At 61.0% G+C, this 15,404-nt stretch carries 13 protein-coding genes; 4 read left to right on the top strand and 9 right to left on the bottom strand.

The genetic code is table 11. The annotated features are described in order from the left end of the window. Positions 1–56: 56 nt before the first annotated feature. From B3N48_RS07335 to B3N48_RS07295, 9 genes are all read right to left on the bottom strand, one after another. A complete protein-coding gene (locus B3N48_RS07335) occupies positions 57–701 on the bottom strand; it encodes a CGNR zinc finger domain-containing protein (protein ID WP_296181366.1) in 645 nt (214 codons plus the stop codon). A gap of 122 nt (positions 702–823) precedes the next feature. After that, the gene (cysC, locus tag B3N48_RS07330) at positions 824–1,450 is read right to left on the bottom strand and encodes an adenylyl-sulfate kinase (protein WP_296181363.1); all 627 of its coding nucleotides are present in this window, start codon (positions 1,448–1,450) and stop codon (positions 824–826) included. Positions 1,451–1,469: 19 nt separating this feature from the next. Beyond that, entirely contained in the window at positions 1,470–2,264 is a 795-nt protein-coding gene (locus B3N48_RS07325; RefSeq protein ID WP_296181361.1) for a class I SAM-dependent methyltransferase, read from the bottom strand. Continuing rightward, complete coding sequence (locus B3N48_RS07320; protein WP_296181359.1) at positions 2,224–3,420, bottom strand: hypothetical protein; 1,197 nt, start codon at positions 3,418–3,420, stop codon at positions 2,224–2,226. Before B3N48_RS07320 ends, B3N48_RS07325 begins: the two co-directional genes overlap by 41 nt. 35 nt (positions 3,421–3,455) lie before the next feature. Further along, positions 3,456–4,181: an SDR family NAD(P)-dependent oxidoreductase gene (locus B3N48_RS07315; protein WP_296181356.1), complete on the bottom strand. Its 726-nt coding sequence runs from the start codon at positions 4,179–4,181 to the stop codon at positions 3,456–3,458. Further along, the gene (locus B3N48_RS07310; protein ID WP_296181354.1) at positions 4,178–4,915 is read right to left on the bottom strand and encodes a sulfotransferase family protein; all 738 of its coding nucleotides are present in this window, start codon (positions 4,913–4,915) and stop codon (positions 4,178–4,180) included. The genes B3N48_RS07315 and B3N48_RS07310 overlap by 4 nt, the downstream gene beginning before the upstream one ends. After that, the gene (locus B3N48_RS07305) at positions 4,912–6,129 is read right to left on the bottom strand and encodes a transaldolase family protein (RefSeq protein WP_296181351.1); all 1,218 of its coding nucleotides are present in this window, start codon (positions 6,127–6,129) and stop codon (positions 4,912–4,914) included. Before B3N48_RS07305 ends, B3N48_RS07310 begins: the two co-directional genes overlap by 4 nt. Positions 6,130–6,709: 580 nt before the next feature. Next, positions 6,710–7,894, bottom strand: coding sequence for an HlyD family secretion protein (locus tag B3N48_RS07300; RefSeq protein WP_296181348.1), 1,185 nt, complete (start codon positions 7,892–7,894; stop codon positions 6,710–6,712). Further along, positions 7,891–9,570, bottom strand: coding sequence for an MFS transporter (locus B3N48_RS07295; protein WP_296181345.1), 1,680 nt, complete (start codon positions 9,568–9,570; stop codon positions 7,891–7,893). Before B3N48_RS07295 ends, B3N48_RS07300 begins: the two co-directional genes overlap by 4 nt. 360 nt (positions 9,571–9,930) lie before the next feature. On the opposite strand from B3N48_RS07295, the gene B3N48_RS07290 reads away from it, so the two are divergent. The 4 genes from B3N48_RS07290 to B3N48_RS07275 all read left to right on the top strand — a co-directional run bounded on the left by B3N48_RS07290 (position 9,931) and on the right by B3N48_RS07275 (position 15,391). Beyond that, entirely contained in the window at positions 9,931–10,287 is a 357-nt protein-coding gene (locus B3N48_RS07290) for a DUF427 domain-containing protein (RefSeq protein ID WP_296181343.1), read from the top strand. Between the two features lie 56 nt (positions 10,288–10,343). Beyond that, positions 10,344–12,488, top strand: a complete 2,145-nt coding sequence (egtB, locus tag B3N48_RS07285) for an ergothioneine biosynthesis protein EgtB (RefSeq protein WP_296181339.1) — start codon at positions 10,344–10,346, stop codon at positions 12,486–12,488. Positions 12,489–13,138: 650 nt separating this feature from the next. After that, positions 13,139–14,236: an enoyl-CoA hydratase/isomerase family protein gene (locus B3N48_RS07280; protein WP_296181336.1), complete on the top strand. Its 1,098-nt coding sequence runs from the start codon at positions 13,139–13,141 to the stop codon at positions 14,234–14,236. A gap of 3 nt (positions 14,237–14,239) precedes the next feature. Further along, positions 14,240–15,391 (top strand): acyl-CoA dehydrogenase family protein, encoded by a 1,152-nt coding sequence (locus B3N48_RS07275; RefSeq protein WP_296181333.1) that lies wholly within the window; start codon positions 14,240–14,242, stop codon positions 15,389–15,391. The last annotated feature ends 13 nt before the right edge of the window (positions 15,392–15,404 follow it).

The following is a 15,404-nucleotide window of genomic DNA, read 5'->3' as shown; positions in this document are numbered from 1 at the left end:
GGTTCCGTGGTTTTTATCGGGGTGAGGTCAGGAGGACGGCGACGTGGAGGGGCCCGTCACGGATAAGCGTTCTGCCCCACCGCCCTCTTCGCTTTTTCCTTCGCGCCACATACGTTCATCTGGCACCAGCGACGACGTCCGTTTTTCGAGGTATCGAGAAACAACCAGTCACAGTTCGGCGTACCGCAGACCTTCAACCGCGCCAGATCGGCAGAGGTCAGCAAGTCGGCGGCCTGCACCGCCAGGCGCCCGGTAAAACCCGCGACCATCGCGTCCAGCGTCTCAGGCGAGCGCCACCGCCAGATCACCCCCATCGGCGTCGACACCAACACCCGTTGATCCGCACTCTCCACCAGCATCTCGTTCAGCGCCTCCAGCGCCTCGGGATCGGCGGACGCTCCCAAGGCCAGACCCAGGAACAACCGATACAACGTCTCACGCACCACGATCAACCGCTTGAACGCGGTGATCGAATGCCAGGACGACGCTGCCACCAGCTCGATGAGCCGCTGATGCTCAGCCGGAGTGATCAACGCTGCATGGAGGAACCAGTGCACGATGTCATCGAGGTTCGACAGCTTGTCCACGACTTCCGTCAACGCGGTGCCTGGACGTCTGCCGTCGCAACTGTTCAAGTAATCCAGCACCCCCACGCCGCCGACCAAGCGAATCGCGTTAATTTTCAACTGACCGATGGACATCGCCCGCCTCCACCCTTGATTGCGCTCAATAATGGCAGAGATGGGCAAATATGCCCGGGTTTCTGACAGCCGTGAAATAAAAGCCCGGGGATGTCCGGGGCGTCGCAGGGTGTGATCGAGCGCTACGAACCCGACGCCAGTACGCGTTCGGAGGCCCGCAGCCACTCATCGATGATGCCCGCCGCTTCGGACACCCCAACCTGATCGCTGCGAATGTGCAGCTCCGGCCAGACCGGTGCCTCGTAAGCCGAGTCGATACCGGTGAAACCGAGAATCTCCCCGCGCCTTGCCCGCTCATACAGCCCTTTAGGGTCGCGGGCTTCGGCCACGGCCAGCGGAACGTCGACGAACACCTCGACAAACCGCGCGTTGCCGATGATCGAGCGGGCGTGGTGGCGCGATGCACGTGAGGGCGAAATCAGCGCGACCAGCACAGTCAACCCGGCGTCGGCCATGATGGCCGCCACTTCCGCGACGCGCCGCACGTTTTCTTCCCGATCGTGGTCGGAAAAACCCAGATCGCGGCACAACCCGGTTCGCACGGCATCGCCATCGAGGACGCAGGTGGTCAAACCGCGCGCCTGCAAGATCGGATTCAGGTTATCCGCCAGGGTGGACTTCCCCGCCGCCGACAATCCGGTCAGCCAGATCACCCGGGCGGTCGTGGCACCGCTGATACCTGTGCACGGGCGGAACGGGAACGTCACCAGATGGCTGGCGACGGGCGGAATGTGCTGTGGACTGTTCATGAAAAACCTCCGCGGCTCATTAGGCGATGGCTTGATGAATGATGAAGTCAGTGTGCATCGGGTCGTAGACACGTTTGAAATCGCCGAAGCTGCCCTGCACTGAAAAGCCCGCGATGCTCAATTCGCTGCGTAACTGCGCCGGCAGAATCGGATACACCTTCAAGCGGTATTGCGCCCCGTCAGCAAAGGAATAAACGAATTCGCACAGCGACGCGTGCACGGCCCCGATCGAGACCTTGGCCGTTTTGCCGCAGTAGTAATACTGGCCGGAGGATGTGAAGTGCCCGGCACGAATGGCCTCGAAGTTGCGTTGGTCGATCAGCAGCATGCCGCCGGGTTTAAGCAGGCCTCGAAAACGACGCAGCACCTCGATGCGCTGTTCTCGATCGAAAATGTGGCACAACGAACTGCCCAGACACAGCACCGCGTCGAACGGCTCAAGCCGATGTTTGCGCTGCAGGCGGTCGAGATCGGCCCAGTCACTGTGGTACACCGGCAACTTGATCTTGCGCCTCGCCAGGTTCGCCTGCGCACGCTCGACCATCGTGGGGCTGCCGTCGCAGGCCGCGACGACGAAGCCGGCCTCATGCAATTTCACGGCATGAAAGCCACTGCCCGTGGAGACGTCGAACACGCGGCAGGCCCCGGCCGTCAGCAGCATGTCGGTAAAGAAATGCCCTTCACCTGCTGCGCGCTTGTCCCAGTCGATCAATTCGTCCCAGCGGCCGACGAAGTCGGCGTTGTATTGGCGGGCGTAATCCTGATGGTCAGGGTCAGCCAGCCCGACGGGCATGGCCAGATGGTCGAGTAACATAGCGGTCTCCCTGCTGACGGATCGTGTCGATGTATGTCTGGTAGGTACGGCCCAACGCGTCGGCATGTGCGGCCGCGTTGTGAACGTCCAGTTTTTCGTTCGACGCCCATTTGTATTTGAGCACCTCCTCCATGACGGCCATGTGCGGGGCCCCGAACGTGACAGAGCCGTCGGCATGAATCGCTTCGATACCGTCTTGCCGCAAGCCCGCGTTGTTGATCTCGAGGGCGACGCTGCGCAGGACGCCCCACGGTATGTCCAGCAGCACGCGCCCCATGCCGACTTTCACGGGGTATCCCCCCGGCAAGCCGTCCGGACCGGGCGCATGGGTGTGGACTTCGGTGTCGGAGAACAGATTGCTGATCACCGAAACGGCCGACATGGCGGTCAGGTATTGCCCGTCCACCCCGCCCAGGCGCCGGAAGTGTTCGGCCACGCATTTGAAAATCTCGCGGGGGTCATGGAATCCGGAGAAGTCCCTGCCGTTGATCCAGTAATTCAGGTTGAAATGGGCCTTGCTCGGCATGCCCCCTCGGGGAACGAAATGACTGAAGTAATGCTGGCCGATCAACTTGACCCTTACGTCGTGTGGCTCGCAGCGTGCCAGTCGGGCAATGGCGGATCGGGTCGCCGGGACGAGGTTGGCGATATTGCCGATTCCCACCGTCGGCGCCAGGCCTACCTTGTAGAGCACCGGGTTGACCGCGTCGGGAAACGCCGCGTTGACCACCAGCGTTTTTGGGCAGGCGTGTTTGACGGCGCGCATCAAGGCGTAGGCAGGGGCCAGGTGCATCGGCAGCCAAGGCCCCAACTGCGCCTGGTCGAGCGCCTCGAACGCCGCCTTCGGCAACTGAGTGATGACCCGCCAGGACTGCAGCGAGGCGCAATTGAGGATGATGTCCGGTCTGATCCGCGTCAGGGTTTCAGCGTTACGCTCGATGTCCGACTCGACCAGGTCCATCTTCCAGCAGTGAATCTGCGCATGAACGTCCAGTTGCAGCGCTGCCAGACGCACCAGGTTGCACATCCGCGTGACCTTTTCCAGGTCGCGGCTGGCGACGTGAAACTCGAACTGGTCGCGAGGCACCAGGATTTGCAGAATCTGCAGGCACAGATTCCCGCCGCCAACGATCAGCAGCCTTTTTTTGCGTTGCATGATGAATCTCCAGAAGGGACTGTATGGCGCCGGGGCTAGCGGGGATAAGCACCGTTGTCCACTGCGATGACTTTGCCGGTCAGGTGTCGGCTTTGTGCGGAAAGCAAGAAGAGGATCACGTCGGCGACCCCGCTGGGCTCGATCGGGTCCTTGAGGATTTCCTGACGCTCGTACTCTCGGCGGCGATGCTCAGGGATCCGGTCGTGGATCGAGGTGTTGCGAATCAACGCCGGTGACACGGCATTCACCCGAACCCGGGGCGCGAAATTCCAGGCGTTGGCTTTGGTCAGCCCGATGACGCCGGCTTTGGTGGCGCCGTACAGCGCGTCCATGCTGCCGACCTCACCGGCTACCGAGGTGATATTGATGATGCTGCGGATGTGCGGCGCGTGCACTTCCCGCTGGGCGAAATCCTTGGACAGGTAAATCAACGACTTGAGGTTCACCGCCCATATCTCTTCAATCTCCTCATCGCTGTAGTCGTAAACACTTTTGCCGTGATAGAGCCCTGCGTTGTTGATCAGCCCGTCCAGCGCCGAATGGTGCTTGTAGAGGTTGCCGATGAATGACTTGTAGACGTCGGCCTTCGAAAAATCGACGTGATAGGTTTCCAGCCGGCTAACAGGGATCTCGCCCTGCAAATCCCGCAGCCCTGCTGCGTCCTTGTCAGCGGCGATCACGAAATACCCTGCGTCGACGCAGGCTTTTGCCGTGGCCATGCCGATGCCGTTGCCTGCCCCCGTGATGACGATTTTCTTCATGAGTGCTCCTGCTGCACGAACTGGTTCATGCGTTCATAAAACGGCCGATGGGTCTGGTAGTACGCCATCAGGTGCGGGTGGGTGTGGAGAAGCTGGTCGTCGAACGGCGATGCCGTGTCGACGATGCCGCTGCTGCGTTCGGCAGCCTGGTGCCAGCTGCGCCAGGCTTTCCACTGCGGCGGGCAGGCAGGCGCCCAGCTCAGCGCCTCGGGCAAGAACGCCAGCTGCAGGTGATCGCAGAGCCTGCGGACAGTGTCTTCGGGGCGCCTGGCCAGATCATCGCCGTTCACGACATAGGGAATCTTCCCGGTGAGCCGGGTCACTCGGCAGAAGATTTCGTACAGCGCGCGATGGCCGATAGCTTCCAGAGGCATCTGCTCGAACATCGCGAAGTGCGAAACGATGGCCCGCGCCGGCTCGCGAATGATGAAGACGTGCTGCTGCTCCAGTAGAAATTCGGGGTCGGCGCTCAGCTCGTCCGGGCAGTGGTAGCACATGTCCTTGTGGAACACGTTTCGTCGTTGGCGGGCTGCACGCAGCAACGTCTTCACCCCTTCATAGGTGCGGGGCAGGCCGCAATTGAGGTCGTCGTGCGGGATGGCGGACTGCTCATCGAAGGCAACCGAAGCGAAGGGTTCGTGAAACACCTCGAAATCGCCGCGCTCGATGAACACCCGCTCCAGTACCGTGGACCGGGAGCGGGGATGCGCCCAGAGCGCGATCATGCGGTTCATGACGCGCGCTCCAGCGATGACTGTGGCCAAGGGTTGGGCCGCGACCGAACATGCCCGCCCCTGACGAACGCCAGCAAGGTCTCTTGCCCCTCGCGGGCATACTGGCTTGCGGTGACGAACGCGGGGTGAGCACTGAACTCCCACGGCGCCAGATCGCCTTCGAAGTACGCCTGATTGAAATACGGAATGGCCATGAGGCGCTGCAACACGCGCTTCGGCATCTGTACCCAGCCTCCGGCCGGAGTGATCGGCTGCTTCTGCTGCTGCCGCCGGATGAGGAACTCGATGATGTGCGGCGTCAACGTGTACAGGGTGGTATCGGCGCCCGTTCGTTGCAGATGCCAGCAGTGCTCCCGGCCGCAGGCATCGACGTCGATCTTCAGGCTACACAACAACAGCCGGGCCGGTATCGGATGGCGGCGCATCAGTGCCTGAATGGCCTGATAGACCGCAATTTCCGCCCATCGCCGGTCAGAAGCGGTCAGGCGCAGGCGGCGTTGCTCGGCCTGGCGTTCGAACTCGGGTTCGGCGCCAAGTCGCCCGATCATGAAGCTGATGACGTACTGCGCCTGATCGGTGTCCACACCGTGCAACCGGGCCCGCAACTGCCCGGTATGGATAGCCTTCAGACACGCCGCCACCTGAGAAACCGAAAAGCAGAACGTGTTGTTGATGGAACAGCCCTGCGCCACCAGCTCTTCAATGGCCTGATAGCCCTCTTCGCTGCCCGGCACTTTGACCATGACGTTTGGCGCCAGGCTGGCCAATTGCAGCCCCCGTGCAACCAATGCGTCGGCGCTCATGCCGACGGCGCCTTCGATTTGCGCCGACAGCCAGCCTTGCCGATGCCGCGACGCCTCCCACCTCGGCTCCAGAGCGGCGGCCCCTACCGTGATCATGTGCTCGTAGACCTGCCGCGCCTTGTCCTCGTCGCTGAAACGGCTTGGTAGCGCCGACAAATATTCACGCCAGCGCTGTGGCGCATTCAAGACCGCTTGAGTAATAAGCCTCGGATTGGTAGTCGCCCCACTAACGCCCGTTTTATTATCGGAAAAACCATCGGGCAACAGGTTTTCAATCATTGAACTAAGGCTGGGGTATTTCATCAACAGCGTATGTTTAAACGCTGCATAAAGCGTCGGCGACGCATCCCACCACACTTCGGAATCCATGTTTTTCTGTTTTAGAAGGCGAACGAAATCGGGGACATCCATGAGAAGAGTCCTTCCTGCGGTGTGTCGTGAATGACAAAAGAGGTCCCAAAGGATTCTGGGCAAAATGCCAGTCTATTCAGACTGATAGTCCGGGGCCTTGAACCGTCGAAGGTAAAGATGGATCCAAGCGGATTCCCTGTCAAATCCGTTTTGATGGATTGCTTATCACGAATAATTATAAAAATAAGATTCTAAATTATTAAAAATCAAACCTATTTAAATATAAACCGCTTCACTCGATTGAATGACTTCAAACGAAAGCATTTGAAGAAAGCGCCAGAATTTTGATGACCGGTATTACAGCTGTTGTCGTAAGTCCGACAACCTATGGCCGGTGCCTTAAACAAAAAACTGAAGCCTCTACGCCAACGTATGTGGTTAAAACGAATGAAACACCCCAAGCCTTAGTTGCATTAGTTGCAATAGCCGATGCCTTGTAACCCCTGAGTGATTAAATGAGCGTGTTTCAGCCGTCAGCCTGTAAGCGTCGCCGGGCGCAGACCGGTCTGTAGACGTTTTGCTCAAGCGCGCATGCTGCCCCGATGGGCCGGTCGGCCGGCCGTCGCTACGTCAGCGAATATCACTTGCTCTGATCCACCGTCCCGTCCACCGGGTCTGGCGGGACGGGACCGTCCTGGCTGGTGTCGATACTGACGACCACAGACATGCCCGGCCGCAGGCGCTCGACAGCCTCCTGATCATCGTCCACGGTGATGCGCACCGGAATGCGCTGGGCGATCTTCACGAAGTTGCCGGTCGCGTTGTCCGCCGGCAGCAGGCTGAATTCCGAGCCTGCCGCCGGAGAGATGCGCTGCACCCGCCCGCGCATCTTGCGGTTTTCCAGGGCGTCGACGGTGAAGCTCACCGGCTGCCCCAAGCGTACGTTGGCCATCTGGGTTTCTTTCATGTTGGCGATGATCCAGCGCGGGCGCGGCACCAGCGCCATGAGCTGAGCCCCGGCATTCACGTAAGCGCCGAGTCGGGTGCCGATCTGGCCCAGTTGCCCGTCACGGGGCGCGGTGATGCGGGTATTGCTCAGGTCGATCCGCGCCAGTTCGATGGCCGCTTCAGCGTTCTTCACCGACGCCTCCGGCGAGCCCCGGTTGACGATCACGGTTTGCAGGTCCTGCCGCGAGATCTCCAGCGAGGCCTTGGCTTCGGCCAATGCCGCGCGGGCCTGGGCATCCGCTGCGCGGGTCACGTCCAGTTCGCTTTTCGACACCGAGCCGTCACCGACCAGCGCCGAATTACGGCGCAGGTCGGCCGCGGCCTTTTCGCTTTGCGCCTGGGCATTGGCCACCGCGGCCTGACGTTGCAGGATGGTCGCTTCGGCGCTGCGACGCTGTTGCAGATTGTTGGCCAGCGACGCCCGCTGAATGCCCAGCTGAGCCAGGCTCTGGTCGAGATGCTGTTGGTAGATGCGGTCGTCGATACGCACCAGCAGGTCACCCGCCTTCACCCACTGAAAATCCTGCACCGGCACTTCGTACACGTAGCCACTCAATTGCGGGCCGATGATCGTCGTCTGCCCCCGCACCTGAGCGTTTTCAGTGCTTTCGATGGGGCTGCTGAATGGCGGCAACTGCCAGGCGTACAGCACGATCAGGAAGCCGGCCAGTGCGATGCCGCCGAACAGGATCGACGACACCAGACGAATTCGTGCCGAGCGCGGTTGGCTGGTCGCGGGCATCACCGCAGGCGCCGGCGCAGGACTCGTGGCTTGGGGTGAAGGTGCGTTGGCGGAAGGCTTTTCGGGTTCTGTCATGAAGGTTGGGCGCCGGAAGAAGGGACGGAAGTGACCGAGGTTTGCGTGGGTGCAAAGGGTGCGACAGGTTCGGTGGTGATCCACAGCCAGGTCGCCCGGGCGGTGATCCAGATCGCGGTGAGCACGGCGATCAAGGCAATCAGCATGAACACGTCGTTATAGGCCAGGGTGTTCGCTTCCCGCGTGGCCGCCGTGGCCAGCGCGCGAATGCCTTGATTGGTGCGCGCCGAGGGGTCGGCGATCGCAGACAGATAGGCGCCGGTGGAGCTTTGCAGGCGCGATTGAACCTGGGGATTGAGCAGCGTGACGTGCTCGACGATGTGCGCGGAATGGAATTTTTCCCGCCACACCTGGAACGTGCCCAGCAACGCTGAGCCGATAAGGCTGCCGACGTTCTGGCAGATCCCGAACATCACCGAGAAACTGACCATGTTGCGCGGGTTGCTGATCACCCCGCTGATCCCCAGCACGAGGGTCGGGCCGAGGAAGAACGTGCCGCCGAAGGCCAGCAGAAATTGACTGAAATACATCTGCGGGCCACGGGTCAGGCTGGTGGAAAAGCTGTCCAGCGTCGAGCCAACGGCCATCAGCGCTAGCGAAATGATCAGCGGCTTGAACAGGTGTTGCGGGTTGATGGTCAGGGCGCTGACCAGCAGCCCGGCAATACTCCCGAGCAACATGAACAGGTACAGCGTGTGCAACTGCTCGGTGCCCTGGTTCATGCCTTGCAGAAAACCCACGGCACCGGTGGACTGTTCCGACAGCACAATGCGCGTCAGCAGCACACCCAGTGCAAAGCGGATCATCCGCCCGCTGCCCAGCCAGCGGGTGATCAGCAACGGTCGGGTACGGTTATGTTCGATGCACAGCCCCGCCATGATGGACGCGATGGAAAACGCCAGCGCCAGGCCGATCCAAGGTTCCTCCAGCCACCACTCGATGCGCCCCAGTGACAACGCCGCACACAGCGCGGCAAACCCGGAGGCGAGCAAGGCGAAGGTGAGGAAATCAAGCTTTTCAAAGGTTTTGAAGCGGTCTCCCGGCGGCAGCTTGAGGATCAGCACGCACCCCAGGGCCAACAAACACATCCCCAGCTCAAACAGGTAAAGTCCGCGCCATTCGGCAATTTGCAGCAGGTCTTCGGAGACCAGACGCGCCAGCGGGGTCGCCAACTGCGCCGTGCCAAGGCCCAGCACCAGCGCCTTCATCCGCCATTTCTGCGGGAAGGCCTGAATCATGTAATACAGCCCCAACGAACTGAGCGCCGCGCCGACCATGCCGTGTGCGGCGCGCACCGCCACGGCGGATTCGATGTCGTTGACGAACAGGTGGGCGAAGGTTACCAGCGCATACAGCACCAGAAACACTTCGGTGAACGCTCGCAGGCCGAACTGTTGACGAAATTTGACCAGCAGCAGGTTCATTGACACGTTGGTCATCACGTACGCAGCGGGCAGCCAGGCAATTTCCGCCTGCGTCGCCCCCAACGCGCCTTGCAGGTATTGCAGATTGGCGACAACCAGCGCATTTCCCAGCCCACCGGTCAGCGCGACGATCACGCCCACGATGGCGTACGCCCAACGCTTGGGCGTCGAATGCAGCGGCGTGGACGGTGAGCCCGGTATCGTCGGCCGCTCATGGGGTGCCCAGTTGTGGGGGGTGTACTTGTCGTTCATCGAGCAGACCTGATAGATGCAGTCCTGTGACCGTGGGCAGAACGATATTACTCACGCCCACGACGGATCCGGTGACGATTCGGTGTTCAGGTCATTGGGTCTCGGCTGGCGTAAGTCGCAGAGGGAGTCTAGTCAAGGGCCTCGGGATACGCCGGGGGGCGGCAGGATAGACGGTATGCAGCGGATACACGTTGATTGAGGCATGGGGCATCGCCTGCCAGCACCCAGCGGCACTTCGGAAGCCGACAAGCAGGCGATAGCCACAAACTTATGCTATTACACTCCCCATCTTCCTCGGCGCCTGCCGTATGACGCTGAACACTCACCCTCCCCTCCAACCGCCTGACAGGTGTCACTACCATGAAAATCCCCGGTCCCGATCACCCCATCGCCATCACTCCGGTCCAAGGCAAGGTTTCGGTTCAGTTCAACGGCGTCCGCGTCGCGCACACTGACAAGGCGCTGGCGTTGAAAGAAGCGAGCTATCCGCCAGTCATTTATGTCCCCCGCTCGGATATTTCGATTGAACATTACGTTAGAACCGAACATCGAACCCATTGCCCCTATAAGGGGGATGCCAACTATTTCAGCCTCAGCGCCAATGGCAGCATCGCGGAGAACGCCGTTTGGACTTATGAAGAGGCCTACCCAGCGGTCAAGGAAATCGAGGGCCATGTCGCGTTTTACCCCGACAAGGTGACCTTCGACATTCACTGAAACCGACGCCACTCTGCTCGAAGCGCTTGCGCTACACGATACCCGGAGAGAAACCGATGCGGCACTCACGCCAGCTACGCGAAACCCCCACCACGGACCCGTTGTGCAAGCGCTATCAGAGCGTTCGTGGTCGCACCGAACAGTTGGTCGCACCGCTCGGCCCCGAAGACATGGTGGTGCAGTCGATGCCCGACGCCAGTCCAGCGAAGTGGCACATGGCGCACACCACCTGGTTCTTCGAGACCTTCCTGCTGATTCCGAATGTCGCCGACTACACCCCATTCGATCCGGCCTTTGGTTACCTCTTCAACTCGTATTACGAAGCTGTCGGGCCGCGTCATCCTCGTCCGCAGCGGGGGCTGATGACCCGGCCGGGCGTGGACCAGGTCAAGGCCTACCGTAAATACGTCGATAAACATATGTCGGCGCTGTTGATGGGCGGTCTGTCTGATGAGCTGTCGAGTCTGATCGAACTGGGGCTGGCCCATGAAGAACAGCATCAGGAGTTGTTGCTGATCGACATCCTGCACTTGTTCAGCCTGTCATCGCTGAAACCTGCCTATGATCCGAGCTGGCCTAAAGACGCTGCGGGCCGTCGAGGTCAGTTCAAGCCGTTGAGCGCGGGGCTGACGCAGATCGGTCACAGCGGAGAAGGCTTTGCGTTCGACAACGAAGGCCCGCGTCATACCACCTATTTGCAGTCGTTCGAAATCAGCGATCGGCTGGTCACCAACGGCGAATGGATGAGCTTCATGGCCGATGGCGGCTACCAGACCGCTGCGCTGTGGCTGTCCGAAGGCTGGACGCTGATTCAGGAGCAGGGCTGGACCGCACCGTTCTATTGGCAGCATGACGACAACGGTTGGAAACGCATGAGCCTGCGCGGCCTGGAAGACATCGATCCGAACGCGCCGGTCACGCACATCAGTTATTACGAAGCCGCAGCGTTCGCCATGTGGGCTGACGCGCGCTTGCCCACCGAAGCGGAATGGGAAGCGGCCGCCCGCGCCGGCTTGCTTGAGCAGGTCGATGACGTGGCTTGGCAGTGGACCCAGAGTGCGTACAGCGCCTATCCCGGCTTCAAGCCGTCAGTCGGTGCCGTGGGCGAGTACAACGGCAAATTCATGGTCAATCAGATGGTCCTGCGCGGCGGCGCGAGCGTCACCTCCCCCGATCATTCCCGCCTGACCTACCGCAACTTTTTCCCCACTGACAAACGCTGGGTGATCACCGGTCTGCGTCTGGCACGGGACAGTCGCCAGCCAGGCGTGGTGAATCCTCAGGACAGCGAATTTGCCCGTGACGTGATTGGGGGACTGTCGGCCGAACACAAATCCCTGTCGCCGAAGTATTTCTACGACGCGAAGGGTTCCGAGCTGTTCGAGGCCATTTGCGCGACTGATGAGTACTACCCTACCAACGCTGAGACCGGGCTGTTGAAGGGCATCGCTGGCGATATCGCGGCATCGATTCCGAACGGGGCCGCGCTGGTGGAATTCGGCAGCGGCGCCAGCGAAAAGACCCGGTTGGTGCTGGATGCTGCGCCTCATGTGGCAGCGTATGTGCCCATCGACATCAGCGCCACGGCATTGAAAAAAGCGGCGAAAGCCCTTCGGCAGAGCTACCCCAATCTGGTGGTAGCGCCGCAGGTCGACGACTTCACCCGCGTGCTGACGCTGCCCGAGGAAGTCGACGGCCTGACCCGGGTGGGCTTCTTTCCGGGCTCGACGATTGGCAATTTCACCCATGACGAAGCAGTGGATTTTCTGCGCGGCGTCCATCAGGTATTGGGCGACCACGCGCAATTCATCGTGGGCGTGGACATGGTCAAGGACGTTGACACGCTGATCGCCGCTTACGACGACGCGCAAGGCGTGACCGCGCGCTTCAATCAGAATCTGCTGACCCGTATCAACCGCGAGCTGGGCGGTAATTTCGACGTCGAGGCGTTCAGGCATCTGGCTGTCTGGAACGAAGAAAAAGCGCGCATGGAAATGCACTTGGTGAGCCAGGTCGAGCAAGTAGTGACGGTAGCAGGTCACCGTTTTCACTTCGCTGCAGGCGAGCGGCTGCACACGGAAAACTCGCACAAATTCACCGTTGAATCGTTCACCGACTTGGCCGCACAAGCGGGGTGGTCGGTGAGTCAACACTGGATCAGCGATGCACCCGAAGTGGCGCTGTTTCGTCTGCAAGCTTGATCGCCACAACCAAGCGCCGCTAGATCGCGCTTCACCCTGCTGCCGACGGCAGTGAGTCAGTTAGGTGATGAATGACTGAGACACCGCTGTCGCTGCCGTCGTTGCTCCGGCGTCTCCTACAGGATCGGGGATAGACGCGGGCGGTGCGTCTCCTTGCTGGCGACGGCAGCGTGTCAGTTGCGTGTTGAATGACTGACACACCGCTGTCGCTGCCGTCGTTCCTCCGGCGTCTCCTACAGGGTTGTGTCGAACGAGCGTTGTGGGAGCGCGTCAAATCGCATCGTACGCGACCCCATCATCCGATCGAATACGCGGATCTCGGCACGCCGCGAATCCTGTAGGAGCCGCCGGAGGAACGACGGCCGCGAAGCGGTGTTTCAGGTCGCACATGAGCCACCTGACACACCCGGTTTGTCAGCGGCCTAACATGTGCCGGCTCGCGTCGACTGCACACACAACAGCCCCGCCAGCGCGAGGCCAGCGAAGGCTGGCCTTGCACTCCCCTCCTCGCCCCTGACCCGGTCCATTCCTCGATTCTCCATTTCAATTACAAAATGTGGCTGTTAGCATCCCGGATGATTTTCACGGAGCGCGGCCGCGGTCTGGCCGCCTGAACGATCAAGAAGAACAAGAACCTCAGGGAGTCAGCAATGACGGCACAGGTAGTATCGGCCACGTCTTCAGAGCGGGAACCCGCCTGCGACACCGTTCTGTCCGAAGTCCGCAATCACATCGGTCACATCACCCTTAATCGTCCGCAAGGGTTGAATGCCATTGACCTGAAAATGGTCCGGCACCTGCAACAGCAGCTCGACGCCTGGGCGAAGGATGACAAGGTGTACGCGGTCGTCCTGCGTGGTGCCGGGGAAAAAGCCTTCTGCGCAGGGGGCGATATCCGTTCGCTGTACGACAGCTATATACAGAATCGGACCGACCACCAGGCGTTCTTCGTCGAAGAGTACGCGCTGGACCTCACCCTGCATCACTACCGCAAACCGGTTATCGCCTTGATGGACGGCTTCGTGCTGGGCGGCGGTATGGGATTGGCCCAAGGGGTGGACCTGCGGGTCGTCACCGAGCGTAGCCGCCTGGCGATGCCGGAAGTTGCCATCGGCTATTTCCCGGACGTCGGCGGCAGTTATTTTCTCTCAAGGGTGCCGGGGGAACTGGGCGTCTATCTCGGCGTCACGGGGGTGCAGATTCAGGCGGCCGATGCACTGTATTGCGGCCTTGCCGACTGGTATCTGCAAAGCGCACGGCTGGCGGACTTCGACCGTCAGCTGGACACGCTGAAATGGACCCTCACGCCGCTCAAGGATCTGCAAGGTGCGCTGGCGAAGCTCGCCGTGCAGCAACTGCCCGAGCCGCCGCTGCAAACACTGCGCCCGGCCATCGACCACTTCTTTGCCCTGCCGGACATTCCGAGCATCATTCAGCAACTGTTGGAAGTGACCGTGATCGACACCCACAGCTGGGCCGTCGACACCGCTCACCTGATGAAAACCCGTTCGCCACTGGCGATGGCCGTGACCCTGGAGCTGCTGCGCCGGGGCCGGCATCTGCCGCTGGAGGCCTGCTTCGATCTGGAGTTGCATCTGGACCGTCAGTGGTTCGAGCGGGGAGACCTGATCGAAGGCGTGCGCGCCTTGATCGTAGACAAAGACAAGAAACCGCACTGGAACCCGTCGACCGTCGAGGCACTGGATGCCGAACACGTGGCGAGTTTTTTCAGCGGTCATGAGGCCTGACCTATGCAAGACCTTGAACTGACCGAAGAACAGATCATGATCCGCGACATGGCGCGGGAATTCGCTCGCAATGAAATCGCGCCCCATGCGCAGGCCTGGGAAAAAGCCGGCTGGATCGACGACGCGCTGGTAGGCAAGCTCGGCGAACTGGGCCTGCTGGGCATGATCGTCCCCGAGGAATGGGGCGGCACCTACATCGATTACGTGGCCTATGCGCTGGCGGTCGAAGAAATTTCAGCAGGCGACGCCGCCACCGGCACCCTGATGAGCGTGCACAGTTCGGTGGGCTGCGGCCCGGTGTTGAATTACGGCACCGAGGCGCAGAAAAAACAGTGGCTGGAGGCGCTGGCCAGCGGCAAGGCCATTGGCTGTTTCTGCCTGACCGAGCCCCAGGCCGGTTCCGAAGCCCACAACCTGCGGACTCGCGCGGAACTGAAAAACGGCGAATGGGTGCTCAACGGCGCCAAACAGTTCGTCAGCAACGGCAAGCGCGCGCAACTGGCGATTGTCTTTGCCGTCACCGATCCCGAGTTAGGCAAGAAAGGTTTGTCGGCGTTTCTGGTGCCCACCGACAACCCCGGTTACACCGTCGATCGCATGGAGCACAAGATGGGCATCAAGGCTTCGGACACCTGCGCCGTGACCTTGAGCGACTGCCGGATTCCCGAAGCCAACCTGCTGGGCGAACGCGGCAAAGGGCTGGCGATCGCCCTCTCCAACCTCGAGGGCGGGCGCATCGGCATTGCGGCGCAGGCGCTGGGCATTGCCCGTGCGGCGTTCGACGCGGCACTGGCCTATGCCCGTGAGCGGGTGCAGTTCGACAAGCCCATCATCGAACACCAAAGCGTCGCCAACCTGCTCGCCGACATGCACACCCGCATCAACGCTTCACGGCTGATGGTGCTGCACGCCGCACGCTTGCGCACGGCGGGCAAGCCCTGTCTGTCGGAAGCCTCCCAGGCCAAGCTGTTCGCCTCGGAGATGGCCGAGTGGGTCTGCTCCAAGGCGGTTCAGATCCACGGCGGTTATGGCTATCTCGAAGACTACCCCGTGGAAAAATATTACCGGGACGCGCGTATCACCCAGATCTACGAAGGCTCCAGCGAAATTCAGCGCTTGTTGATCGCACGCGAGCTTCGGCATTACTTGCTCTGATTCGCCGTTGCCC

It is taken from the genome of Pseudomonas sp. UBA1879, from assembly GCF_002338065.1.
Taxonomy (GTDB): Bacteria; Pseudomonadota; Gammaproteobacteria; order Pseudomonadales; family Pseudomonadaceae; genus Aquipseudomonas.
This window is presented reverse-complemented; position numbering and strand designations above follow the sequence as displayed.